Annotated in this window: 20 protein-coding genes; 10 read left to right on the top strand and 10 right to left on the bottom strand. The window is 70.7% G+C overall.

The window, feature by feature from the left end; all coding sequences use genetic code 11:
- Window positions 1-3 precede the first annotated feature (3 nt).
- From ACWGIH_RS05755 to ACWGIH_RS05735, 5 genes are all read left to right on the top strand, one after another.
- Window positions 4-1,884: a hypothetical protein gene (locus ACWGIH_RS05755; protein WP_453451286.1), complete on the top strand. Its 1,881-nt coding sequence runs from the start codon at window positions 4-6 to the stop codon at window positions 1,882-1,884.
- A 48-nt stretch (window positions 1,885-1,932) separates the two neighbouring features.
- On the top strand, window positions 1,933-2,550 hold the full coding sequence (locus ACWGIH_RS05750) for a class I SAM-dependent methyltransferase (RefSeq protein ID WP_453451285.1): 618 nt from the start codon (window positions 1,933-1,935) through the stop codon (window positions 2,548-2,550).
- An 11-nt stretch (window positions 2,551-2,561) separates the two neighbouring features.
- Window positions 2,562-3,563 (top strand): thymidylate synthase, encoded by a 1,002-nt coding sequence (locus ACWGIH_RS05745; RefSeq protein WP_453451284.1) that lies wholly within the window; start codon window positions 2,562-2,564, stop codon window positions 3,561-3,563.
- Complete coding sequence (locus ACWGIH_RS05740; RefSeq protein ID WP_453451283.1) at window positions 3,560-4,081, top strand: nucleoside 2-deoxyribosyltransferase; 522 nt, start codon at window positions 3,560-3,562, stop codon at window positions 4,079-4,081. The genes ACWGIH_RS05745 and ACWGIH_RS05740 overlap by 4 nt, the downstream gene beginning before the upstream one ends.
- A gap of 150 nt (window positions 4,082-4,231) precedes the next feature.
- Window positions 4,232-4,603: a VOC family protein gene (locus tag ACWGIH_RS05735; protein ID WP_451209609.1), complete on the top strand. Its 372-nt coding sequence runs from the start codon at window positions 4,232-4,234 to the stop codon at window positions 4,601-4,603.
- 41 nt (window positions 4,604-4,644) lie between these two features.
- Here the strand turns inward: ACWGIH_RS05735 and ACWGIH_RS05730 are convergent, their stop codons facing one another.
- From ACWGIH_RS05730 to ACWGIH_RS05685, 10 genes are all read right to left on the bottom strand, one after another.
- On the bottom strand, window positions 4,645-5,289 hold the full coding sequence (locus ACWGIH_RS05730; protein WP_453451282.1) for an endonuclease: 645 nt from the start codon (window positions 5,287-5,289) through the stop codon (window positions 4,645-4,647).
- Between the two features lie 16 nt (window positions 5,290-5,305).
- The gene (locus tag ACWGIH_RS05725; RefSeq protein WP_453451281.1) at window positions 5,306-5,644 is read right to left on the bottom strand and encodes a hypothetical protein; all 339 of its coding nucleotides are present in this window, start codon (window positions 5,642-5,644) and stop codon (window positions 5,306-5,308) included.
- Between the two features lie 84 nt (window positions 5,645-5,728).
- Window positions 5,729-6,214 (bottom strand): flavin reductase family protein, encoded by a 486-nt coding sequence (locus ACWGIH_RS05720; protein ID WP_453451304.1) that lies wholly within the window; start codon window positions 6,212-6,214, stop codon window positions 5,729-5,731.
- A 14-nt stretch (window positions 6,215-6,228) separates the two neighbouring features.
- The gene (locus ACWGIH_RS05715) at window positions 6,229-7,779 is read right to left on the bottom strand and encodes an FAD-dependent oxidoreductase (RefSeq protein ID WP_453451280.1); all 1,551 of its coding nucleotides are present in this window, start codon (window positions 7,777-7,779) and stop codon (window positions 6,229-6,231) included.
- A 176-nt stretch (window positions 7,780-7,955) separates the two neighbouring features.
- Window positions 7,956-8,135, bottom strand: coding sequence for a hypothetical protein (locus tag ACWGIH_RS05710; protein WP_363206299.1), 180 nt, complete (start codon window positions 8,133-8,135; stop codon window positions 7,956-7,958).
- A 114-nt stretch (window positions 8,136-8,249) separates the two neighbouring features.
- The gene (locus tag ACWGIH_RS05705; protein WP_453451303.1) at window positions 8,250-10,280 is read right to left on the bottom strand and encodes an RICIN domain-containing protein; all 2,031 of its coding nucleotides are present in this window, start codon (window positions 10,278-10,280) and stop codon (window positions 8,250-8,252) included.
- Window positions 10,281-10,391: 111 nt separating this feature from the next.
- Complete coding sequence (locus tag ACWGIH_RS05700; protein ID WP_453451279.1) at window positions 10,392-12,443, bottom strand: beta-galactosidase; 2,052 nt, start codon at window positions 12,441-12,443, stop codon at window positions 10,392-10,394.
- Between the two features lie 61 nt (window positions 12,444-12,504).
- A complete protein-coding gene (locus ACWGIH_RS05695; RefSeq protein WP_453451278.1) occupies window positions 12,505-13,845 on the bottom strand; it encodes an ABC transporter substrate-binding protein in 1,341 nt (446 codons plus the stop codon).
- An 80-nt stretch (window positions 13,846-13,925) separates the two neighbouring features.
- A complete protein-coding gene (locus tag ACWGIH_RS05690; protein ID WP_453451277.1) occupies window positions 13,926-14,894 on the bottom strand; it encodes a carbohydrate ABC transporter permease in 969 nt (322 codons plus the stop codon).
- Window positions 14,895-14,898: 4 nt separating this feature from the next.
- The gene (locus ACWGIH_RS05685) at window positions 14,899-15,825 is read right to left on the bottom strand and encodes a carbohydrate ABC transporter permease (RefSeq protein ID WP_453451276.1); all 927 of its coding nucleotides are present in this window, start codon (window positions 15,823-15,825) and stop codon (window positions 14,899-14,901) included.
- Window positions 15,826-16,120: 295 nt separating this feature from the next.
- Between ACWGIH_RS05685 and ACWGIH_RS05680 the strand changes: the two genes are divergently transcribed.
- The 5 genes from ACWGIH_RS05680 (at window position 16,121) to ACWGIH_RS05660 (ending at window position 21,571) form a co-directional block, all read left to right on the top strand.
- Window positions 16,121-17,122, top strand: coding sequence for a LacI family DNA-binding transcriptional regulator (locus tag ACWGIH_RS05680; protein ID WP_453451302.1), 1,002 nt, complete (start codon window positions 16,121-16,123; stop codon window positions 17,120-17,122).
- Window positions 17,123-17,244: 122 nt separating this feature from the next.
- Window positions 17,245-18,789, top strand: coding sequence for an SDR family oxidoreductase (locus ACWGIH_RS05675; RefSeq protein ID WP_453451275.1), 1,545 nt, complete (start codon window positions 17,245-17,247; stop codon window positions 18,787-18,789).
- Window positions 18,790-18,862: 73 nt separating this feature from the next.
- Complete coding sequence (locus ACWGIH_RS05670; RefSeq protein WP_453451274.1) at window positions 18,863-19,447, top strand: sigma-70 family RNA polymerase sigma factor; 585 nt, start codon at window positions 18,863-18,865, stop codon at window positions 19,445-19,447.
- Window positions 19,444-20,199, top strand: coding sequence for an anti-sigma factor (locus ACWGIH_RS05665; protein ID WP_453451273.1), 756 nt, complete (start codon window positions 19,444-19,446; stop codon window positions 20,197-20,199). Before ACWGIH_RS05670 ends, ACWGIH_RS05665 begins: the two co-directional genes overlap by 4 nt.
- A gap of 13 nt (window positions 20,200-20,212) precedes the next feature.
- Entirely contained in the window at window positions 20,213-21,571 is a 1,359-nt protein-coding gene (locus ACWGIH_RS05660) for a cryptochrome/photolyase family protein (RefSeq protein WP_453451271.1), read from the top strand.
- Window positions 21,572-21,837 lie beyond the last annotated feature (266 nt).

Genomic DNA, 21,837 nt, shown 5'->3' with positions numbered 1-21,837 from the left:
TTCATGAAATCCGCCGTCTCCCGACAGAGCCACGAGCCGTCGCGACCAGAGCCCGACAGTGCGCTGTTCGGTCCGGTGAAGTACGCCGATCTCGCCACGGCCGTACGGGAGTTCCTCGACGCACCCGAGCGGACGCCGATCCCCGTCCCGGTCGACGACCGGGCCGACCTGGTCCACAGCGTGGCACTGGCCTCGCGCCTCTACTCCGGTGTGCGTCGCCCGGCCCCCCTGGACTTCGGCGTCGTCCTCGGCCCGGCCGAACTGGCCGACGCCGTCGTGGATCTTGCCCGCCCGCTAGCCCGCGAGTGGCTCACCGAGGACGACCTCGCCGACTTCCACGACCGGCCCCCGGGCACGCTCCTCCTTGTGGGCACCTACGCCCGGCTCAACCTCGATCCGGTGCGCCCGCTGCTCCTCGCCACCTACCGCGACGCCCGGCGGGGCCTGTCCCTGCTGAGCGGCCGGGACGGGGCGTCGGTGGCGTGGAACATCGCCAAGCAGTACGCCCGGATTCCCGCGGACCTCGAAGCGCTCGGCCTGTTCACGGACACCGACCGGCCGCCACGGCTCCCCGGGGTCGAGGTCTTCGACGACCGGGACTTCGAACGGCACGACATCCAGGCCGAGATCCTCGGCACCCGGTGGCGTCGCGTCGTCTTCCAGGGCCACGGCAAGGACGACAGCATCAACCTCGGCGAGTTCACCATCTGCGGCCTGAACGAGACCGCGCCCGCCGAGCCCGGTGTCCTGGCCCCCCGCTGCGCCTACGGACTGCCCTGCTACAAACCCGAGGACAAGCTCGTGCCGCTCAACAAGGTCGAGGCGGCGGAACTGGTCCTCAGCGCCTGCAACAGCGGCCCGCTCGCCGACCTCGCGCTCTACGACCCCAAGTACCAACTCCTGCTCAACGCCCTCGACAGCCCCGCCCGCACGATCGTGTCCGCCGTCTCCGTGCACGACTCCGACCGGCCCGAGAACGTCGCCTGGATGCTCGCCGCCGCCACCGGCGCGGACTCCGTGGACACCCTCAACGCCAGCCTGGCGGGCTCGCACCCGTACCCCGCGTTCATGCGCTTCGGGCTGCCGGGGCAGCCGGAGGACACCCCGGCTCCGCCGCCGCCCTCCGACCACGCGCCCGACCCGCTGGTCCTCACGGTCGGCCGCCGGCTCTCGGCGCTGCTCACCTCGGATCTGCTGCCGCACAACCACGGACTGCGCCCGCGCCTGGCCAAGCTCGCCCGGAAGGTGGACCTCCTGGTGGCCCGGCCCACCCACCTCGCGGACCAGTCGCCCGAGGAGATCCGCTCCTCCCTCTCGGCGGACCTGCAGTCCCTCGACCATGTGATCGCCGGACAGGTCTCGGAGAACCCCGAGAACGAGATCATGAACTACCCCGCCCACTTCGGCGACCGCAGCTCACTGGACCCCGATGTCCACGAGGTGCTCTGCCACTGCGGCCGCCCCGCCCAGGAGTTCGCCCGCCGAGGCCTGCTCCCGCACATCCTCGACACCCTCTGCGTGGTGTGCATGCGCTGCGGAGACGTCACCTTCCGCGTCCCCGACGCGCCCCAACTGCTCGCCTACGCGGCCGACGAGGTGGAACAGGGCGGTGTGCTCGAAGTGCGCGCCTCGCTGACCGCCGCGCGCCCCGGTCCCGTACGGCTCGGCCTGTTCCTGCCGAGCTATCTGCGCGACGACACCACCGTGGAACCGGAACGGATCAAGGTGCGGGGCTCCGACGACCGTGCCAGGGACGTCGTGTTCAAGGTGCGGTTCGCACCCGACACCGCCCCGCAGGCCTACTACTTCACGGTTTTCGCCGTGCAGGACCTCGCTGTCTCGACCGCCCGGCGGCACTTCGGAGTCGTCCCGGGCCATGACTGAAAACGCGCCCCCACCACCACGGCACCAACACGACGAAGGACGGTTGTCATGAAGAAGACCCCCGCACCCGAGATCGAGCTCATCGAGCAGGACGGCGAAGTGACCCTGAGCATCGGCGGCGAACAGGCCATGCAGGCCTGGGAACGCGACCTGATGTGGGCCAGCGCCGACATGCTCTGCCGCCACGGCAAGGACTTCTACGAGGTGGGCCTCGGCCTCGGGCTCTCGGCCCTGCGCATCGCCGAGAACCCCGCCACCCGCAGCCACACCGTCCTCGAACTCTTCGGAGAGGTCGAGGACCTCTTCCGCGAGCAGCACCCCGAACTCCCCGGCACGCTCGCCATCGAGCGGGGCGACTTCTTCCAGCGGGTCTTCGAGCTGGAGACGGAGAGCATCGACGGCATGTTCTTCGACCCCGCGCTCGACATGGAGGTGTGGAAGAACGAGGAGCTGTGGCTCAAGGCCATGCCGGAGGTCGTCCGCGCGCTGCGCCCGGGCGGGGTCTTCATCCCCTTCTTCAGCACCAAGCCCGAGCTGCGGTGGCAGTACGTCAAGCACTTCCGCACCATCCGCGTGGAGCGCCACCCGTACACCGCGTACGACACCACCGAATACACCTACGGCACCTCGGGTGACGCGTACATCCAGTGCTTCTACAAGGACTGACGGGGGGTCACGTGCACAGCACCTATGAAACCGTCGAGGACGCCTACCTGAGCGAGTTGCGGAGCACCTACCTCGGCGCGCCCTTCCGCAACGCCCCGCGCGGCTTTCCCAGCCGTGAGCGACTGGGCGCCGGATTCCTGGTCCGCCGCCCCGTCCAGCGGCATGTCGGGCTGCCGGCGCGCCGGTCCAACCTGGTCTTCAACTTCGCCGAGGCCCTCTGGTACCTGTCGGGTTCGGCCGACCTGGAGCTCGTCGCCCACTACGCGCCGAGCATCCGCAAGTACTCGTCCGACGGCGCCACACTGACCGGCACCGCCTATGGGCCACGGATATTCGACTACCGGGGGACAGGCCTCGACCAGTGGCGCAGCGTCATCGACGTACTGGCGGAAGACCCCGACAGCAAACGCGCCGTCGTGCAGATCTTCCACCCGGGCGAGCTGCGCGAACCGGGCAACATCGACGTCGCGTGCACCCTCGCCCTGCAGTTCATGCTCCGCGAGGGGAAGCTGCACGCCGTCGGCTACATGCGTGCCAACGACGCCTACCGCGGCATGGTGAGCGACGTCTTCTCCTTCACCTTCCTCCTGGAGATGCTCGCCGGGCAGCTGGGTGCCGAGGTCGGGAGCTATGTCCACCAGGTGGGCTCCCTGCACGTGTACGACAGTGACGCCCCGCTCGTGGAACGCGTCCTGCGGGAGGGCGCGGACCACCTGGACCCGGAGCCGTTCCCCACGATGCCCGCCGGGGACAACTGGCCGCACGTGCGCGACGTGCTGCGGATCGAGGCACAACTGCGCACCGACCGGCTGCGGCTCGGCCCCGCCGCGCTGCGCGCCCTCGACCTGCCCCGCTACTGGCAGGACGTGGCCGGCCTCTTCGAGCTGCACCGTCAACTGACCTTCGGGGCGGGGACGGACCGTGCGCTGCTCGACGAACTCCCGCCCCTGTACCGCCGCATGATGCTGTCCCGATGGCCCCGTATCGCCGCCGACCAGGAGGTCTCCGCATGACGATGACACCCGCCCGTGAGCTTGCCGGTGAGCTCGGCGTCAACACCCTGTTCCTCGCGGGGCCCTTCCTCCAGCTGCTAGACCCCGGCACCGGTGAGATGCCGTCGGGGACGCGGGCGCCCTTCGCCTCCCTGATCGAGCATTTCGAGGGGCACGGGTTCACCGTCCACAACGCGCACCGCCGTGAGGCGTGGGGCGCGGAGCTGATGTCCCCCGACCAGTGCACCCCGCTCGACCAGGAGGAGATCCGCAAGGCCGACGTGTTCGTGGCCTTCCCCGGGCTCCCCGCCTCTCCCGGCACGCACATAGAGATGGGCTGGGCCAGCGCCTTCGAGAAACCGATCGTGCTGCTCCTGGAGGAGGGCCGGGAGTACGCGTTCCTCGTCCGCGGGCTGCACGCGGTCGCGACGGTCGAGTACGTCGTCTTCAGCGACCTGGAAGCGTCGCTTCCCGCCATCGACGCGGCGGTCCGGCGTGCGGTCGCGCGGCAGCGGGAGGCGCAGGACCACAGCCGCTGAGCGCGGGAGCCCCCGTCGGCGGGCCGACGGGGGCTCCCTGGGTGCGCCGCGTGCCGCCGTGAGAGGCACCGGGCAAGCGGCGGGTTTACGGTGAAACGGCGGGGAACCCGATCCCCCTCTGCACATCGAGACGCGGGAGGCGATCCGTCCATGGCGATCGCGACCTACACCCTGGTTGCGCTGGACTGTCCCGAGCCCGAGCCGTTGGCCCGCTTCTACCAAGCGGTGCTCGGCGGTGAGATCCGGCAGTACGACGAGGACTGGTACGACCTGTACGCCACGGGCGGCGCCCGGATCTCCTTCCAGCGCGCACCCGACCACCGCCCGCCCAAGTGGCCGCAGGCGGAGTCGGATTCGCAGCAGCTGCACCTCGACTTCACCGTCACCGACATGGAGAAGGCGCACGACGAGGTGCTCGCGGTGGGGGCGACACCGCTCGACCTCGACGACCAGGGCGGCGAGCGGGGCTGGCGGGTCTACGCCGACCCGGCGGGCCACCCCTTCTGCCTCTGTCAGGACTGAACAGCCTCAGGAGGCTTCCGGGGCCGGGGTGACGCGCCGCGTCAGGAGGAGTCGCGGGTGGCCTGCGCGAGCTTCCGGTCCAGGGCCGCCCGCACGAGCGCCGCGGCGGTCACGCCCGGCTTCTCGTCGCCCGCGAGCCGCAACAGCGCGGACGTGTCCCGGGGCAGCCCGAGGCGCTCGGCCCCCTGCAGCACCTTGGCGTCGAAGCGGGGCGCGTACTCGGTCCACACGTCCTGCACCTCGCGCAGGAAGATGTCCGCGCCGGTGGGCCCGAGACCCGGCACCTCACGAAGCTGCCGTTTCAGGGCCGCCGCGTCACCATCGGCCCTTTCCCGTATCCGGCGCAGGTCCCCGCCCCAGGCGTCGAGCACGAGACGGGCGCCGTCGCCGAGCTGGGTGGCGGTCCGTTCGTCATAGCGCCGGTAGCCGCCGCGACCCAGGGCGTCGACCCGCTGCTGCCAGGTGGCGTCGGCCATCTGGCGCGGACCGCGCATCCCCGCCTCGTACAGCGCGCGGGTGCTCGCCACCGCGACGGACGCCCGGATCCGGGCGCTGAGCAGGCACGACAGGACGAGCGTGCGATACAGCGGCTGCGGGGTGTCGGCAGGCTTGATGCCCGCCTCCGCCGCGTACGTCTGTCCCGACGTCCTGAGCAGTTCCCGCATCACGGTCTTCTGGCCGGCCATGTCTTCCCTTCCTGGTTCAGTGCTGTGGGCCGTCGTGGTCCCGGTGGCGGAGGTGCAGGGCCGTGAGGACGGCCAGGGCCAGCAGAGCCAGGATCGCGAAGAGGAGCGCGAGGCCCGCCAAGGCCCAGGGGCTGGGAGGCTCGCCGCTGAGGGAACGCGTCGCCCACACCCCGAAGAGCACGGCGAGGGCCAGGAAGAGCGGCGTGTAGAGGTAGGTGAGCAGATGGCGCAGGCGATGGGCCCGGTGTGTGTGCGGCGCGGACGCGCCGGCCTGCGGTCGGTTGTGCGGGCCGGGGCTCGGGAGGCCGGGTTCCGGGGGCGGGTGCCCGCGACGGCCGGGGTGTTCGCCTTTCATGGCCGCCTCCAGCAGCTGAGGGCGCAGGCTGCCGTTGGTCCTTGACAAGCTCCAGGATAGTCCTGCCCGAGCGCGATCCCGGCGTCATGCGGGATGGCCGGGGGAGAGGTCGACGACGTCGCTCAGGCGGAGCAGCTCCTCGTGCGGCTGCGGGTCCGCGCCCGCCTCCACCGGGGTGAGATGAAAGCCCACGTGATCTCCCCAGTCGGCGTGCCGCTCGACCCGGCCGACCCACCAGGCACAGGACTCCGTGAGCACGGGAGTCCCGCCCGTGCGCGGCTCCCACCGCACCCGGGCGAACTTGTCGACGCGCTTGCCGCACTCGCCGCCGAACAACCGCCCCAGGTGATGCTGATCGCGCCTGAGGAGATGCACGCCGAGGAACGCCGCCTCCCGGGCCACCTGATAGGTGTGGTTGGCCCGGGACAGCCACACCACGAAGCGCGGCGGTTCCAACGCGCACTGCGAGGCGAAGCCGACCAGACAGCCGGCCGGTGCCTCGTCGCCCGCCGCCGTCACCACGTACATCGGGTAGTCGAGCCGGTCGGTGAATCCGTCCACGGCCACCAAGGCGACCACCTCTCCTAGGCCGGGGGGTCCGGGGTCTCGCGCGGCTCCAGGGGACGGGTGGCGGGGCCGTGCAGGACCGAGCCGTCCGTCGCGAAGCGCGAACCGTGGCAGGGACACTCCCATACGCACTCCGCGTCGTTGAACTGCACCAGGCAGCCCAGATGGGTGCAGCGTGCGGAGACCGCGGTGGCGTTCCCGCTCTCGTCGCGGTAGACCGCGCACCGCTTGCCGTGCAGGCGTACGACGGCTCCGCTGCCGGGCGGGATGTCGGTCAGCGAGTCGACGTGGCTGGTGTGCAGCCGGTCGCCGACGAAGTGTTTCGCTGCGGAGGCCTGATAGGAGGCGAGTTGCCCGGCGTCGCGCATCGGGGGCAGCCGCCGCGGGTCGTACAGCTCGGTCCAGGCCGGTCGCGGCCCGCCCGCGATGTGGGCGGTGAGCAGCCGCCCCGCCATCACGCCGTTGCTCATGCCCCAGCCGCCGAAGCCGGTGGCGACGAAGACGTGCTGGGTGCCGGGGTGGGCGTGGCCGACGTACGGCAGCTGGTCGGCGGAGTCGTTGTCCTGCGCCGCCCACCGGTAGGCCTCGCCCTTCTCGGCGAAGTGCGGAAGGTGTTCTCGTGCCCAGGCGTCAAGGCGGTCGAACCGGTCGCGCACGTCGCCGGCGCCCGGTGTGAACGACTCCCCGGTGACGATGAGCAGTCGGCGCCCGTCGTCGTAGGGGGCGCTGCGCAGTGAACGGGTCCCGCCCTCGGGCGTGATGTACATGCCCTCGGGCGCCGCGTCCGACGGCACGGGCGCCGCGATCACCAGCTCGCGCCGGGGCTTGATCCGGGTGAAGAGCAGGGTGCGGTCGAAGATCGGGTAGTGCGTGGCGATGACCGTGTCGCGTGCGTCGACGGTGATCCCGGACTCCGTGGTGAGCCGGCAGCGGGCTCCGTCGTGCAGCGCGGTGACCCGGGCCCGCTCGAAGACGCGACCCCCGGCGCGGGTGATGTTCTCGGCAAGGCCCAGCAGGAACTTCCTCGGGTGGAACTGCAGTTGGCCGTCCACTCGGACAGCGCCCGCGACCTCGAAGGGCAGCTCCGTCTCGGTCACGAAGGACGCGTCGAGTCCGGCCTTGCGCGCCGCGTCCGCCTCCCGCCGCAGTTCGTCGACGCGTGCGGGGTCCTGTGCGTAGGTGAAGGCGGGGGCGCGTTCCAGCTCCGCGTCGATGTCCAGCTCGGCGCAGAGGGCCGCGGTCCGCTCGACCGCCTCCTGCTGCGAGAGCGCGTAGAGCCGGGCGTCGTCGGCGCCGTGTTTCGCCTCGAGACCGGCATAGATGAGGCCGTGCGCGGCGGACAGTTTGGCCGTGGTGTAGCCGCTCACGCCCGCGGCGATCCGGTCGGCCTCCAGGACGACGACGTCGAGACCGGCGCGGACCAGGTCCCAGGCGGTGCAGAGCCCGGCGATGCCGCCGCCGATGACCGCGACGTCCGCCGACAGATCCGCCTCGGGGGCCGGATATCCGGTGCTGGGTGTGGTCGCGATCCAGTACGACTCGTCGACTGTCCGGTGCTGCGTGGTCATGTCTGCTCCTGGGACCGGTAGGGCGCCACGGCGGGGCCGCGACACGTGTTCGTCACGACGCTGACGAGTACCCCCGGCGCGGAATCTCAGTGGTCGGGCGACCGCGTCGCACGCGCTGCCGAGGGGCGCACCCAAGCGCTTGGGTGCGCCCCTCGGGGCCATGCACGGTCCGTGTGTCAGACCAGGTCGTCGTCCATGCCCTGGCGTCGCTGGGCGCGCTCGTCGCCCTGCTCACGCTCCTGCTGACGGTGCTGGCCCGGCTGCGCGGGGTCCTGGTCGCGACGGCCCCGCTGCGGGGGCTCCTGCCGGGCGGGGGCCTGACGGGACGGGTCGGCGGACCGCTTTTGCTTGCCCATGTGTTCACTCCTGGTGAGGGCGGATTGGTCCTCTTCAGCGTGGCACGAGCAGTAACCCTGCGCATATCGAACAGTAGCGCTCCGTAATGAGAGCTGGTGAGGCGCCGTACTGGGTCAGGTCACGTCGGTCACCCGCCACCGCTGGTTCGCACCGGAGTTCGGTGTCCACGTCGTGACGGCCGCTCCCTCGTGCGTGGCCTGGCCGCCGACCTCCAGGAGTCTGCCCGTGGCGGCGTTGACGAGGGTCCATGTGCCGTCACCGGTCGTGGACATGATCCACTGGGCGGCCTTGCCGCGGGGGCCGGTGCCGGCCTCGACCACCGGGACGCCGTCACGGACGGCCAGCCGCTTCCCCTCGGCGGGGCTGGTGAAGACGTACCGCCGCTGGTTGCCGGTGTCACCGCTGATCTGCCGCAGCCGCCAGCGCCGGTCCGCCGTGTCCGCCGCCGACGTGATGACGAGACCGGTGCCGTCGTCGGCGACCGTGAGCTCCTTGCCGCTCTGGACGCCGGTCAGTTCGTACGTGTGGTTCTTCCGCAGCAGGGCGGCGTCCTTCGCCACTCCGGAGACACCCTTGACGAGGAAGGACGTCACAGACTGCGCGGGCACCTCGAAGGTGGCCTTCTTGCCGCGGACGTCGACGGCGTCATGCCGTTCGAGCTTGCCCTCGGCGCTGGTCACCACGGGCGTGACGGTGGCCTTGCCGCTCACGTGGCCGAACTTGGAGAGGTCGACCGTGACCGTACGCGCGTCGGTCGAGCTGTTGACGTGGACGACCGTCGCCCCGTCGCCCTTGCGGGACACGGCCGCGGCGCTGGAGGTGTCGTCGACCTTGACAAGACGGTCGCCGGGCCTGATGAAGTGCGTGAAGTTGCGGGCCGTGTCGAACTTGGTGTTCGTCCGGATCGGGCAGGTCTCCAGTGTGTCCTTCGAGGTGCAGCTGAACGGCAGCTGGATGCTGCCCCAGTTGCCGCCCTTGGCGGATTCGCCGCCGGGCTTCATGTTGTCGTAGTCCTCGACCGGCTGCCAGAACACCCAGGCCTTCGGCTCCAGTTCGCGCAGGTCGTCGACCATCCGCTGGGCCATGCCGAGGCCCGGCCGCATGTCGTCGAAGTCCTGCCCGTCACCCCAGTCGCCCTCGACCTCGCTCATCCACAGCGGCCTGTCCTCGGCCTTGGCCAGGTCGCGCACGCTGGTGCGGCCGTCCGTGCCGTAGGTGTGGACGTTCATCTGGCCGACGGCGTCCCTGACCTCGCGCGGGTAGGAGTTCCAGTTCCGCGTGAACGTGGTGGGGTTGGTCTCGTCCATGGCGGCGATCTCCGTACCGCTCCGGGACTTCTTCAGCGCCGGGTCGAGGGCGCTGATCACCTTCTGCTGGAGCTCGGGACCGATGTGGGCCCCTTCCTGGCGGCCGCCGACGGGCTCGCCGTCCGCTCCCAGGCGGGTTCCCCAGTAGTCGGTGTTGGGTTCGTTGAACGGGTCGAGGGTGTCGACCCTGATGCCGTGGGCCTTCTCGAGCCGTTCGGTCGCGCCCACCAGGTAGGAGGCGAAGTCGTCGACCGACTCGGTCCTGAGCTGGTCCTCGCTCGCGTCGAAGCCACCGGAGACGTAACCGCTCCTGGTCATGAACCAGGGCGGCGAATTGCTGAACGTCTCCCAGTGGTCGACGTCGCCCTTGATCCGGTCGACCCACCAGCGTTGGGTGGCGTCGGCCTTCGGGTTCCAGTCGGCCGGGTCCGTGGCGCTCCACCAGTCGGTGTCCTCGCGCGTGGTGCCCGCCGGTGCCTTCCACCAGCCCTCGACCGCGCCACCGGGGCGCAGGTAGTCCTTGACGTCGGGCGCGTTGCCGCCGCCGATGTTGTAGCGGGCGATGTTGAGGCCGAGCCCGTCGTCACCGAAGAGCAACTGCGCCAGCTTCTCGCGTATCTCCTTCGGATAGTCGCCGGTGGCGTTCGCGAACCAGACCAGGCTCGTGCCCCAGCCCTCGAACTTCTCGTGCTGATAGGAGGGGTCGGGCCGGACGGTGACGGCCGAGGAGGCCGCGGCGGCCGTCTGCGACGGCACGGTGAGCAGGGCCGCCCCGGTGGCCAGGGCGGTGGTGCCGACGACACCGATGAGTCGCCTCGTACGGGTTCTCGTGCGGATACGGAGTGCCAACGTGTGCTCCCAACGCGGGTGCGCTCGGGGGCGTGCCGTGCCGCGTCAGGGCAGGACGGCACGCCCCGTGGACGGGGTGGCGCTGTACAGGAGGGGGTGTCAGGGACTGGGCTGTCGCAGGACGGCGACTTCCCTGGGCGGCAGGGCGAGACCGTCCTCGGCGGCCTCAGGGGCCTGACCGACGAGGACCTCGCCGGTCAGGCCGGGCAGCGGCACGGTCTCGTCGGTCCGGTTGACCAGGAACAGATAGCGGCTCCCGGCGCCGCGGCGCACGGCCAGCTCGACGCGCCCGCGTGCGGGGGCTGGCAGTTCGCTCTCGACACCGGCCGCGGCGAGCAGCTCCGGCAGCAGGACGGTGAGGCCGTCCGCGCCGAGCCGGGTGGAGACGTACGCCGCCGAACCGCGGCCCGCGGCGCGCCGGGTGACGGCGGGACGCTCGGCGTAGGCGCCGGTGCGGTAGCGGGCGAGCACCTGGACCTCCGGCCCGGTGACCGTGATCCGGTCGGTCCACACCGTGCCCGTGGTGGCGTTGTCCAGCGTGACCGTGTCATCGGCGAGCAGCGGCCCGAACTCCTCGACGCGAATGCCGAGCAGTTCGCGCAGCGCCCCCGGGTAACCGCCGAGCCAGATGTGGTCGTTCTCGTCGACGATGCCGGAGAAATAAGTCGTGACCAGATGGCCGCCGCCCTCGACGTAACGCGTGAGCTCCTTGGCGAGCGCCTCCGGAACCACGTGCAGTACGGGGGCGATCAGGACGTCGTACGAGGTGACGTCGGTGCGGGTGGTGACGACGTCGGCGCGGATGCCGAGGGCGAGGAGCGCGGAGTACCAGTCGAGCGCCTCCTGGTGGTAGTCGAGACGGGAGGTGGGGTGGGAGTCCTGCTCGCTCGCCCACCACGAGTCCCAGTCGAAGAGGACGGCCACGCGTGCCGGTTCGCGCGCGGTCCCCGCGACGGGCGTGAGCGCCTGCAGGGTCTGCCCCAGAGCGGTCACCGCACGGAACACCTCACTGTCGGCGCCGGCGTGCGGCACCATCGCCGAGTGGTACTTCTCGGCTCCGGCGGCCGACTGGCGCCACTGGAAGAAGCACACCGCGTCGGCGCCGTGCGCGACGTGCAGCAGGGAGTCGCGGGCCAGTTCGCCCCGGCGCTTGGCCAGGTTGACGGGCTGCCAGTTGACGGCACTGGTGGAGTGCTCCATGAGGAACCACGGACGGTGGCCCGCCACGGAGCTGGTGAGGTTGGCGGAGAAGGACAGCTCGTCCCGGGCCTGCGGTCCCGGCACGACGTAGTGGTCGTTCGAGACGAAGTCGACCTCGCCTGCCCAGTCGGCGTAGTCCATGCCCTTGGTGCCGCCCATCACCATGAAGTTCGTGGTGACGGGCACGTCCGGGGTGACCTCACGCAGTACGTCACGCTCCGCGCGCAGATACTCCTTGAGCGCGTCCGAGGAGAACCGCTTGAAGTCCAGCTGCTGGGTGGGGTTCGGATGCGATGCCGCGAGCCGCGGCGGCAGGATCTGCTCCCAGTCGCTGTAGCGCTGCGCCCAGAACGCCGTGCCCCAGCCGTGGTTGAGGCCGTCGAGGGTGGTGTAGCGGGTCCGCAGCCAGTCGCGGAAGGCGCGGGCCGCGTCGTCGGAGTAGTCGTGGATGTTGTGGCAGCCCAGCTCGTTGGAGATGTGCCAGGCCACCAGGGCCGGGTGACCGGCGTAGCGCGTGGCCATCTCGCGCACCAGGCGCAGCGCGTGCTCCCGGAAGACGGGAGAGGTCGGCCGCCAGTGCTGCCGCGCCCCCGGCCACACCGTCTCACCGGAGGCGGTCACCGGGAGGATCTCCGGGTGCGCCGCGGTGAGCCAGGGCGGCGGGGACGCGGTGGCGGTGGCCAGGTCGACCCCGATGCCGCCCGCGTGCAGCAGGTCCATGACCTCGTCGAGCCACGCGAAGTCCCAGGTGTCCGCGGCCGGTTGGACACGGGCCCAGGAGAAGATCCCCACGGAGACGATGTTGACGCCGGCCTCGCGCATCAGCCGGACGTCCTCCTCCCAGACGGCGCGCGGCCACTGCTCGGGGTTGTAGTCGGCGCCGTACGCGAGACGGTCAGTGGCGTCACCGTCCGGTCCGCGCAGGAGCCGGGACGGGAGGGTGGGGGGCATGGTGGTCCTTCCGGTGTGCTGCTCGGGCGATCGTGATGTACGGGGTGCGGTCAGGGCCGCGTCACTTCTGGATGCTGAATCCCTGTTCGGAGCCGTACTTGACCGAGGCGTCCTGCCACGACTTCAGGCCCTTGGACAGAGGGGTGCCGGAGACGTAGGCCTTGCCGGCGGTGTCGTTGAAGATCGAGTTGGCGTACACCTGGTAGGGCAGGTACTTCCAGTCGTCGGCGACGTTGGCCGCGGACTCGGCGAAGACCTTGTTGGCCTTCTGGCCGCCGAAGTACGGGAACTCGGTGTTCTGGAACGCCTTGGACTCCAGGTCCTCGGTGGTCGCCGGGAAGGCGCCTTCCTTGATGCGGGTCTGCACGCCCTTGCCGGAGTTGGCGTACTCGACGAAGGCGTAGGCGAGTTCCTTGTTCTTGCCGAGCTCCGGCAGGGCCAGTGAACTGCCGCCGTTCTCGGCGCTCGCCTTGTCGCCCGCGGTCCACTGCGGCAGGGGAGCCGCACGCCAGTCACCGGCGGCCTCCTTCACGCCGGAGGCGAAGTTGGCGGGCATCCAGGCGCCGGTGGGCAGGGATGCGATGGTGCCGTCACCGAAGGACTTGTACCACTCGTCGGTCCAGGGGTTGACCGGTGCGAGCAGCTTCTCGTCGATGAGCTTCTGCCAGGTCTCGGTGTAGGCGCGGGCGCCCTTGTCGGAGAAGTCGATGCCCACCTTGGTGCCGTCGACCTGGTAAGGGCGCGAACCGGCCTGCCACAGCAAGCTGGTGGTGAGGCCCGCCTCGCCGGTGTCGCTGGTGATGTACGCCTTCGGGTCGGCCTTGTGCAGCTTGCGGGCCGCCTGGAGGTACTCGTCCCAGGTCGTCGGCACCTTGATCTTGTGCTTGTCGAAGACCTTCTTGTTGTAGAAGAGGGCCATGGGACCGGAGTCCATCGGCAGGCCGTAGACGCCGTCGCCGGACTTCACCGCGTTCCAGGGGCCCGGTGAGTAGGACTTGGCGAGCTTGTCCGCGCCGTAGGGGGTCAGGTCGGTGATGTCCTTGGTCAGGGCGTACTGGCCCAGCGCGTAGTACTCGATCTGGGCGACGTCGGGGACGCCCTTCTTCGCCGAGATGGCGTTCTGCAGGGCTGTGTACTGGTCCTTGTTGGTGCCGGCGTTCACCAACTCGACGTCGACGGCGGGGTGTTCCTTCTCGAAGTCGGTGACGACCTTCTTCAGGGTGGGCTCCCACGCCCACACCTTGACCTTGCCGCCCTTCTTCAGGGCCGCCTCGATGTCCGCCGACGAGACCTGCTTCTGGTCGGATCCGTCGTCGTCGGAGCCGCCGCAGGAGGTCGCCCCCAGGGCGAGGGCGCAGACGAGACCTATGCCGCGCAGCAGGCGGCGGGTGTTCTGGGGCATGGCGATGCTTCCACTTCTTCGTGGTCCACGAGGGGCGAACGGGCGGACATACGTGGCGCGGGTCAACTGGCGTGCGGGTGTTACTCCTTGACGCTTCCGGCGGCGAGTCCGGACTGCCAGTACTTCTGGAGCAGCAGGAACGCGGCGATCAGCGGCAGAACGGTGATCAGCGAGCCGGTGATCACGAGATGGAAGACGGGATCGCCGCCCGCTGTCGCGGCCTGGGCGTTCCAGCTCTTGAGGCCCAGGGTCAGCGGGTACCAGTCCGGGTCCTTGAGCATGATCAGCGGCAGGAAGTAGTTGTTCCAGGTCGCGACCATCGTGAAGAGCAGGACGGTCACGGTGCCGGGCGCGAGCAACGGCAGGGCGACCTTGAAGAAGGTGCGCAGCTCGCTCGCCCCGTCGATGCGGGCGGCCTCCATCAGCTCGGTGGGGATGGCCTCGGTGGCGAACACCCACATCAGATAGAGGCCGAAGGGCGAGATGAGCGAGGGGATCAGGACGGCCCAGGGGGTGTCGGTGAGGCCCATCTTGCTGAACATCAGGAAGGTGGGCACCGCCAGAGCCGTACCCGGGACCGCGACGGCGCCGATGACGACCGCGAAGACGGCCCGTTTGCCGGGGAAGTCGAACTTCGCGAGGGCGTAACCGCCCAGGACCGCGAGGAAGGTGGCACCCCCGGCGCCGACCACGACGTACAGCAGAGTGTTCAGGAACCAGCGGGTGAAGACGCCGTCGTCGTACGTGAACGTCGAGCTGATGTTGTCCCACAGGGCGAAGTCCCCGCCGAACCACAGACCGAACGAACCGGCGAGACCCTCCTGGGTCTTGGTGGCGCTGATGACCAGCCACAGCAGCGGTATCAGGCTGTAGAGCAGGACGAGGCCGGTCAGCGCGGTGAGCAGGACACTGCGCCGGGGCCGGCCCGCGGTGTGCCGCCGGGAGGCGCGGACGCGAGGGGTCCGGAGGCGGGGTGCGGCGCCCCGGGGGCGGGTGGGCGCGGAGGCGGTCGGGGGAGCGGTGGTGACGGGGCTGCTCGGTCCGGTCATCGGGTCACGCTCCCTTGCGCATGCCGCGCAGCTGGACGACGTAGGCGATGACCATCGTGATCAGGCCCATGACGATGGCGACCGTCGCGGAGTAGTTCTGCTGTTGGCCCGAGAAGGACAGCGAGTACGTGTAGAGGTTCGGGGTGTAATCGGTGGTGATGGCGTTGGGCGCGAGGTTCTGCAGGATGCTCGGCTCGTTGAACAGCTGGAAGCTGCCGATGATCGAGAAGATCGTCGCGATGACCAACGCGCCGCGGATCGCGGGGAGTTTGATGGCCGTGATGACGCGGAGCTGACCGGCGCCGTCGATCTCCGCGGCCTCGTACAGGGAGTGCGGGACGACGCGGAGCGCGGAGTAGAAGATCAGCATGTTGTAGCCCACGAACTCCCAGGTGACGATGTTGCCGATCGACGCGAGGACCAGCGAGGGCGAGAGCGGATCGGGCAGGGAGACGCCCAGGGCGTCGTTGATGTCGCCCACGAGTCCGAAGCGGGTGCCGTACAGGAAGCCCCACATCAGCGAGGCCACCACGGCGGGCACGGCATAGGGCAGGAAGACCGAGATCCGGAAGAAGTCCTTGCCGTAGAGGCGGCCGCTGTCCAGGGCGAGGGCCACGAGCAGGGCGATGCCCAGCATGATCGGGACCTGGACCGCGAGGAACAGGGACACCCGGCCCAGGGATTCCCAGAACCGGCCGTCGGTCAGGGCCTGTTGGTAGTTGTCGAGGCCCACGAACGTCGTGCCGCCGATGAGCTGGTCGCGGAACAGGCTCAAGTAGACCGAGTAGGCGAGGGGGGCGAGGAAGACCAGGGCGAACACCGCCACGAAGGGGCCGATGAACCCCCAGCCCGTCCAGGAGCGGCGGTTCCCCGGTGACGGAGGCCGGGCGGGACGCCGTTCGGCGTCCCGCTGCAGGTGAAGCGTCGTCATGTCGTTCCTCGCTCGTCCATCTCGCTCGTCCGTCTCGGAGCAGGCGTCACGTGGCGCGATGTTTGCGTAAACATCACGCTGTGACAAGGGCATGAGCCGAGCATCGCGGGGTGTTATGTTTACGTAAACATTCGGTGGCGGAATGTCTACACTGCCCGTTGGCGACGGTCAAGGGTCGTCCGAGAAGACCGGGACACACGCGGCGAGGGAGACAGTGGAAGCAACACGGAACACTTCGGCGAGCGGCAGCCCGGGCGGACGGGAGCGGGCCGCGCGCCGCGGGCAGAGCGCGTCCATGGCCGACGTGGCCCGGCTCGCCGGCGTCTCCTCGCAGACCGTCTCCCGCGTCTCGAACGGGTTCCCGGGCGTCAACGAAGAGACCCGGCAGCAGGTCCTCGCCGCCATGAAGGAACTCGGCTACCGGCCCAACAGCGCCGCCCGCGCACTCAAACGCGGCGAGTTCCGCACCATCGGCCTGATCACCTTCACCCTCTCCACCACCGGCAACGTACGCACCATCGACGCGATCGCCACCTCTGCCGCGCAGGAGGGCTACGCCGTCACCCTGCTCCCCGTCGCCGTACCCACGCAGGACGAGGTGCGCGGCGCCTTCTCCCGCCTCGGGGAACTCGCCGTCGACGCCGTCATCGTCATCATGGAGAAGCACCTCCTCGACGCGGCGGCCCTCTCCCTGCCGCCCCACGTCCAGGTCGTCGTGGCCGACTCGGACGCCGGGGACCGCTACACCGTGGTCGACACCGACCAGGCGGGCGGCACCCGCGACGCCGTACGACACCTGCTCGACCTCGGCCACCGGACGGTCTGGCACCTCGCCGGGCCCGAGGACTCCTACGCCGCGCAGCGCCGCGCCGACGCCTGGCACGCGACGCTCGAAGCGGCCGGATGCGTCGTGCCGCCCCTCGTGCGCGGCGACTGGTCGGCGGATTCGGGCTACCGGGCAGGTCTCGGGATCGCCGACCAGCAAGATTGCACCGCCGTGTTCGCAGCGAACGACCAGATGGCACTGGGCCTGCTGCGCGCCCTGCACGAGCGCGGCCGCAGGGTGCCGGAGGACGTCAGCGTCATCGGCTTCGACGACATCCCCGAGTCCGGTTCCTTCCTGCCTCCCCTGACGACCGTCCACCAGGACTTCGCCGAAGTCGGGCGCCGCTGCGTCGAGGGAGTTCTGCGCCAGATGCGGCAGAGCGCCCCGGAGCGCGGCACCACGCTGGTGCCCACCCGGCTCGTCCTGCGCGAGAGCACCGCACGGCCGCCCGCGCGCACGCCCTCCCGCTGATTCGGGGGTCCGCGCGCAGGGCCCGCGCACAGGGCCCGCGCACGGCGCGCTGAGTGAGCGGTACGGGCCACATCCGGGGGAAGGTGGGGAGGCGAGGACATCGTTCGAGGCCGGAGGCTCCCATGGACAGTCGCGACAGCGGCGACAGCGGCAAGGGCGGCGAGGGCGCGAAGGGGCTGCGCTGCCTGGTGACCGGGGCGACCGGATACATCGGGGGGCGGCTCGTTCCCGAACTGCTCGACGCGGGACACCAGGTGCGGTGCATGGCCCGCTCGCCGGGGAAGCTGCGCGACTACCCCTGGGCCGGGCGGGCCGAGGTGGTGCGGGGCGATGCCTCCGACGCGGAGTCGGTCGGCGACGCCATGCGGGACATCGACGTCGCGTACTACCTCATCCACGCGCTCGGCACCGGATCCGGCTTCGAGGAGACGGACCGGAAAGCGGCCCGCATCTTCGCCGAGCAGGCCCGCGCCGCGGGCGTACGACGCATCGTGTACCTGGGCGGTCTGACCCCCGAGGGCATCCCGGAGAGGGACCTCTCCCCGCATCTGCGCTCACGGGCCGAAGTGGGCCGGATCCTCATGGAATCCGGCGTCCCGGCCACCGTGCTCCGCGCCGCCGTGATCATCGGCTCCGGCTCCGCGTCCTTCGAGATGCTGCGCTACCTCACCGAGCGCCTGCCGGTCATGGTCACCCCGAGCTGGGTGCGCACCAGGATCCAGCCCATCGCGGTGCGCGACGTCCTGCGCTACCTCGTGGGCAGCGCCACCATGCCCGACGACGTCAACCGCACCTTCGACATCGGCGGCCCCGACGTCGTCACCTACCGCGACATGATGGGCAGGTACGCGGCCGTGGCGCAGCTGCCGCACCGCCTCATCCTGCCGGTGCCCATGCTGTCCCCGGGTCTCTCCAGCCACTGGGTCGGACTGATCACCCCCGTACCGGCCTCGATCGCCCGGCCGCTGGCGGAATCCCTGCGGCACGAGGTCATCTGCCACGAACACGACATCGCCCGGTACGTGCCCGACGCGCCCGGCGCCCCGATCAGCTTCGACAGGGCGCTCGCACTGGCCCTCGAACGCGTGAAGGACGCCCAGGTCAGCACCCGTTGGTCGTCCGCTTCGGTGCCCGGTGCCCCCAGCGATCCGCTGCCCACCGACCCCGACTGGGCGGGCGGCAGCCTCTACTCCGACAGCAGGGAACGGACCGTCGACGCCTCGCCGCAGGCCCTGTGGGGCGTCGTGGAAGGCGTGGGCGGCGACAACGGCTGGTACTCCTTCCCGCTCGCCTGGGCGGTGCGCGGCTGGCTCGACCGGCTCGTCGGCGGGGTCGGGCTGAGACGGGGACGCCGCGACGCCCAGCGGCTGCGGGTGGGGGACTCGCTGGACTTCTGGCGCGTCGAGGAGATCGAACCGGGACGGCTGCTCCGGCTGCGGGCCGAGATGCGGCTGCCGGGCCTCGCCTGGCTCGAGATGCGCGCGGACGAGGACGGCAGGGGACGCACCCGCTACCGCCAGCGGGCGCTCTTCCACCCGCACGGCCTCCTCGGCCACGCGTACTGGTGGAGCGTCTCGCCGTTCCACGCGCTCGTCTTCGGCGGCATGGCCCGCAACATCACACGTACGGCCGAACAGCGCACCGCCAAAAGCACCCAGAAATCGTGACCCACGGGCAATCCGGCGGCGCAACGGCTCCGAATCACCTCTGAAGGCGACCAGCGTCCAGGAGGATCACCGGGTGAACGAAGTGGTACACATCAGCGGGGCTCCCTCCGCGGGCCCCGATCTCGCTGAGCTGCTCAGCAGGGTGGCGCGCGGCGACCAACAGGCCTTCGCCTCGCTGTACGACGCGATCTGCTCTCCCGTCCTCGGGCTCGTGCGCACGGTGCTGCGCGACCCGGCCCAGTCCGAAGAGGTCGCCCAGGAAGTGCTGGTGGAGGTGTGGCGGTCGGCCGCCCGCTACCGGCAGGAACGGGGGAGTGTCATGAACTGGGTCCTGACGATGGCGCACCGCAGGGCGGTGGACCGCGTGCGGTCAGTCCAGGCGTCGACCGAGCGCGACCACAAGGCGGCACTGCTCGAACGCACCCCGGCCTTCGACGAGGTGAGCGAGCAGGTGGAGACACGCCTCGAGCGCGAACAGGTGCGCCGCTGTCTGCGCACCCTGACCGAACTGCAGCGGCAGTCGGTCACGCTGGCCTACTACCGGGGACTGACCTACCGGGAGGTCGGCGAGCTCCTCGCCGTGCCCCTGGGGACGGTCAAGACCCGGCTGCGCGACGGTCTCATCCGGCTGCGCGACTGCCTGGGGGTGAGCGCATGAGCGCCGCCGACCTGCACACACTGACGGGTGCGTACGTCCTGCACGCCCTCTCGGAGGAGGAACGCACGGAGTTCGAGCGGCACCTGGAGGCGTGCGAGGCATGTGCCCAGGAGGTGCGTGAACTGGCCGCCACGGCGGGGCGTCTCGCCCGCGCCGTCTCCGTCACCCCGCCCGCGGACATGAGGGCCGAGGTGCTGCGGCGCATCGCCACGGTCCGCCAGCAGCCGCCGCACACGCCCACGACCGGAAAGACCACCGGTGGCACGGGCGTCGGGCGGCGCCTGTCCCGCTTCGCCCTCGCCGCGTGCCTGGCGGCCGCCGCGGGGTTCGGTGGCATCGCCGTATGGCAGCATCAGCGGGCCGACGAGGCGGGACAGCGCGAGCAGGAGGCCAGGCGCCAGACCGAGCAGCTGGCCCAGGTGCTCGCGGCGCCGGACGCCAAGGCCGCGACCAAGAAGCTCTCCGACGGCGCGACCGGCACGGTCGTGGTGGCCAAGAGCCGGAACCAAGCGGCCTTCGTGGCGGCCAGGATGCCCGAGCCGCCGTCCGGCAAGGTCTACCAACTCTGGTTCAACGACGACGGATCGATGCGCTCGGCAGGCCTGATGAATCCGGGCCGCAGCACCGAGGCGGTGCTCCTGGACGGCCCGGTGGACCAGGCGTCCGGCATCGGCATCACCGTGGAGCCGGCGGGTGGCTCCGAGGAGCCGACGTCCGACCCGGTGGCCCTGATGAACTTCCCCACGGCATGAGGAGCCGCAGAAAGTGACTGTATCGATCGTCCTGTTCACCTCCGACCTGCGCCTGCACGACCATCCGCCGCTGCGGGCCGCACTGCACGAAGCGGACCGGATCGTCCCGCTGTTCGTGTACGACGAGGGGGTGCGCGGCACGGGTTTCGCCGTGCCGAACCGGCGTGCCTTTCTCGCCGACTGCCTGCGGGATCTCGACTCGGGGCTCCGCAAGCGCGGTGGTCGCCTGGTGGTCCGCAGCGGTGATGTCGTCGACCAGGTCCGCCGGGTGGTGAAGGAGAGCGGGGCGGAGCGGCTGCATGTCTCGGGAGGTGTGAGCCGTTACGCGACGCGGCGCGAGGAGCGGCTGCGGACCGCGCTCGACGACACCGACTGCGAACTGGTCGTGCACGACGCGGTCATCACGGCCGTCGCTCCGGGGGAAGTGCTCCCGACCGGCAAGGACCACTACGCGGTGTTCACGCCGTACTTCCGGCGCTGGACGTCGGAAGGGGTCCGGGACGTTCTGGCCGCCCCGCGCAAGGTGCGGGTCGCCGACGTGGAGTCGGACCCGGTGCTGCCGCGTGCGGAGATCACCGGCGTCTCACCGGGCCTCGGCACCGGCGGCGAGGAGGCCGGGCGACGGCTGCTGCGGGCCTGGCTCACCGGCGGGATCGAGGGGTACGAGGACGGCCAGGACGACGTCGCCGGTGACGCGACGTCACGCCTCTCGCCCCACCTCCACTTCGGCACCCTGTCGGCGGCCGAGGTCATCCACGGGGCGGGGCACGAGGGCTCGTCGGGTGCGCAGGCGTTCGTCCGGCAGTTGGCCTGGCGGGACTTCCACCACCAGGTCCTCGCGGCCCGCCCGGACGCGGCGGGCAAGGACTACCGCCCGCACGGCGACCGGTGGCGCACCAACGAGAAGGAGATCAACGCCTGGATCGAGGGGCGCACCGGCTATCCCTTCGTCGACGCGGCGATGCGACAGCTGCGCCACGAGGGCTGGATGCACAACCGGGGGCGCCTGGTGGTGGCCAGCTTCCTCACCAAGACCCTCTACGTCGACTGGCGGGTGGGCGCCAGGCACTTCCTGAGCCTCCTGGTGGACGGCGACGTCGCCAACAACCAGATGAACTGGCAGTGGGCGGCGGGCACCGGCACCGACACCCGCCCCAACCGGGTCCTCAACCCCGTCATCCAGGGCAAGCGTTTCGACCCGGGCGGCACCTACGTACGCCGCTGGGTGCCCGAACTCGCGGAGGTTCCCGACCGGTACGTCCACGAGCCATGGAAGCTCCCGGACCGCGACCGGGCGGAACTCGACTACCCCGAACCGGTCGTCGAACTTGCGGAGGCCCGCGCCCGCTTCGAGCAGGCCCGCGACGCCTGACCGTCCACCGGCCGCTCGGCAACCGGAGTGGCTCGAGTGCCCGATCGGGTGAATGCGGATCCGGGACCAATCCCCGGCCCTCTCCGTACCGAATCCCCTGTGTGAGCGAAGAACGGAAGACGTGGGGACGGCGCGCGCGGCCGATGCGCCGAGAGCTCGGTGCCCGGCCCGCCGGGACCGCTCACGACGGTGCGCTCGGCCGGTACAGGGCGGTGGTCCCCGTGCCCTGACGCCGCCTGCTCCCCGCCACCCCCATGCATGCAACG

This window comes from Streptomyces sp. NPDC054872, from assembly GCF_053610705.1.
This window is presented reverse-complemented; position numbering and strand designations above follow the sequence as displayed.

Coding starts and splice junctions, on each gene's coding strand:
- ACWGIH_RS05710 (WP_363206299.1), bottom strand. CDS start 8,135: ATGGGCAAGCAAAAGCGGTCCGCCGACCCGTCCCGTCAGGCCCCCGCC.
- ACWGIH_RS05750 (WP_453451285.1), top strand. CDS start 1,933: ATGAAGAAGACCCCCGCACCCGAGATCGAGCTCATCGAGCAGGACGGC.
- ACWGIH_RS05740 (WP_453451283.1), top strand. CDS start 3,560: ATGACGATGACACCCGCCCGTGAGCTTGCCGGTGAGCTCGGCGTCAAC.
- ACWGIH_RS05755 (WP_453451286.1), top strand. CDS start 4: ATGAAATCCGCCGTCTCCCGACAGAGCCACGAGCCGTCGCGACCAGAG.
- ACWGIH_RS05685 (WP_453451276.1), bottom strand. CDS start 15,825: ATGACGACGCTTCACCTGCAGCGGGACGCCGAACGGCGTCCCGCCCGG.
- ACWGIH_RS05725 (WP_453451281.1), bottom strand. CDS start 5,644: ATGAAAGGCGAACACCCCGGCCGTCGCGGGCACCCGCCCCCGGAACCC.
- ACWGIH_RS05675 (WP_453451275.1), top strand. CDS start 17,245: ATGGACAGTCGCGACAGCGGCGACAGCGGCAAGGGCGGCGAGGGCGCG.
- ACWGIH_RS05700 (WP_453451279.1), bottom strand. CDS start 12,443: ATGCCCCCCACCCTCCCGTCCCGGCTCCTGCGCGGACCGGACGGTGAC.
- ACWGIH_RS05715 (WP_453451280.1), bottom strand. CDS start 7,779: ATGACCACGCAGCACCGGACAGTCGACGAGTCGTACTGGATCGCGACC.
- ACWGIH_RS05730 (WP_453451282.1), bottom strand. CDS start 5,289: ATGGCCGGCCAGAAGACCGTGATGCGGGAACTGCTCAGGACGTCGGGA.
- ACWGIH_RS05735 (WP_451209609.1), top strand. CDS start 4,232: ATGGCGATCGCGACCTACACCCTGGTTGCGCTGGACTGTCCCGAGCCC.
- ACWGIH_RS05690 (WP_453451277.1), bottom strand. CDS start 14,894: ATGACCGGACCGAGCAGCCCCGTCACCACCGCTCCCCCGACCGCCTCC.
- ACWGIH_RS05680 (WP_453451302.1), top strand. CDS start 16,121: ATGGCCGACGTGGCCCGGCTCGCCGGCGTCTCCTCGCAGACCGTCTCC.
- ACWGIH_RS05665 (WP_453451273.1), top strand. CDS start 19,444: ATGAGCGCCGCCGACCTGCACACACTGACGGGTGCGTACGTCCTGCAC.
- ACWGIH_RS05695 (WP_453451278.1), bottom strand. CDS start 13,845: ATGCCCCAGAACACCCGCCGCCTGCTGCGCGGCATAGGTCTCGTCTGC.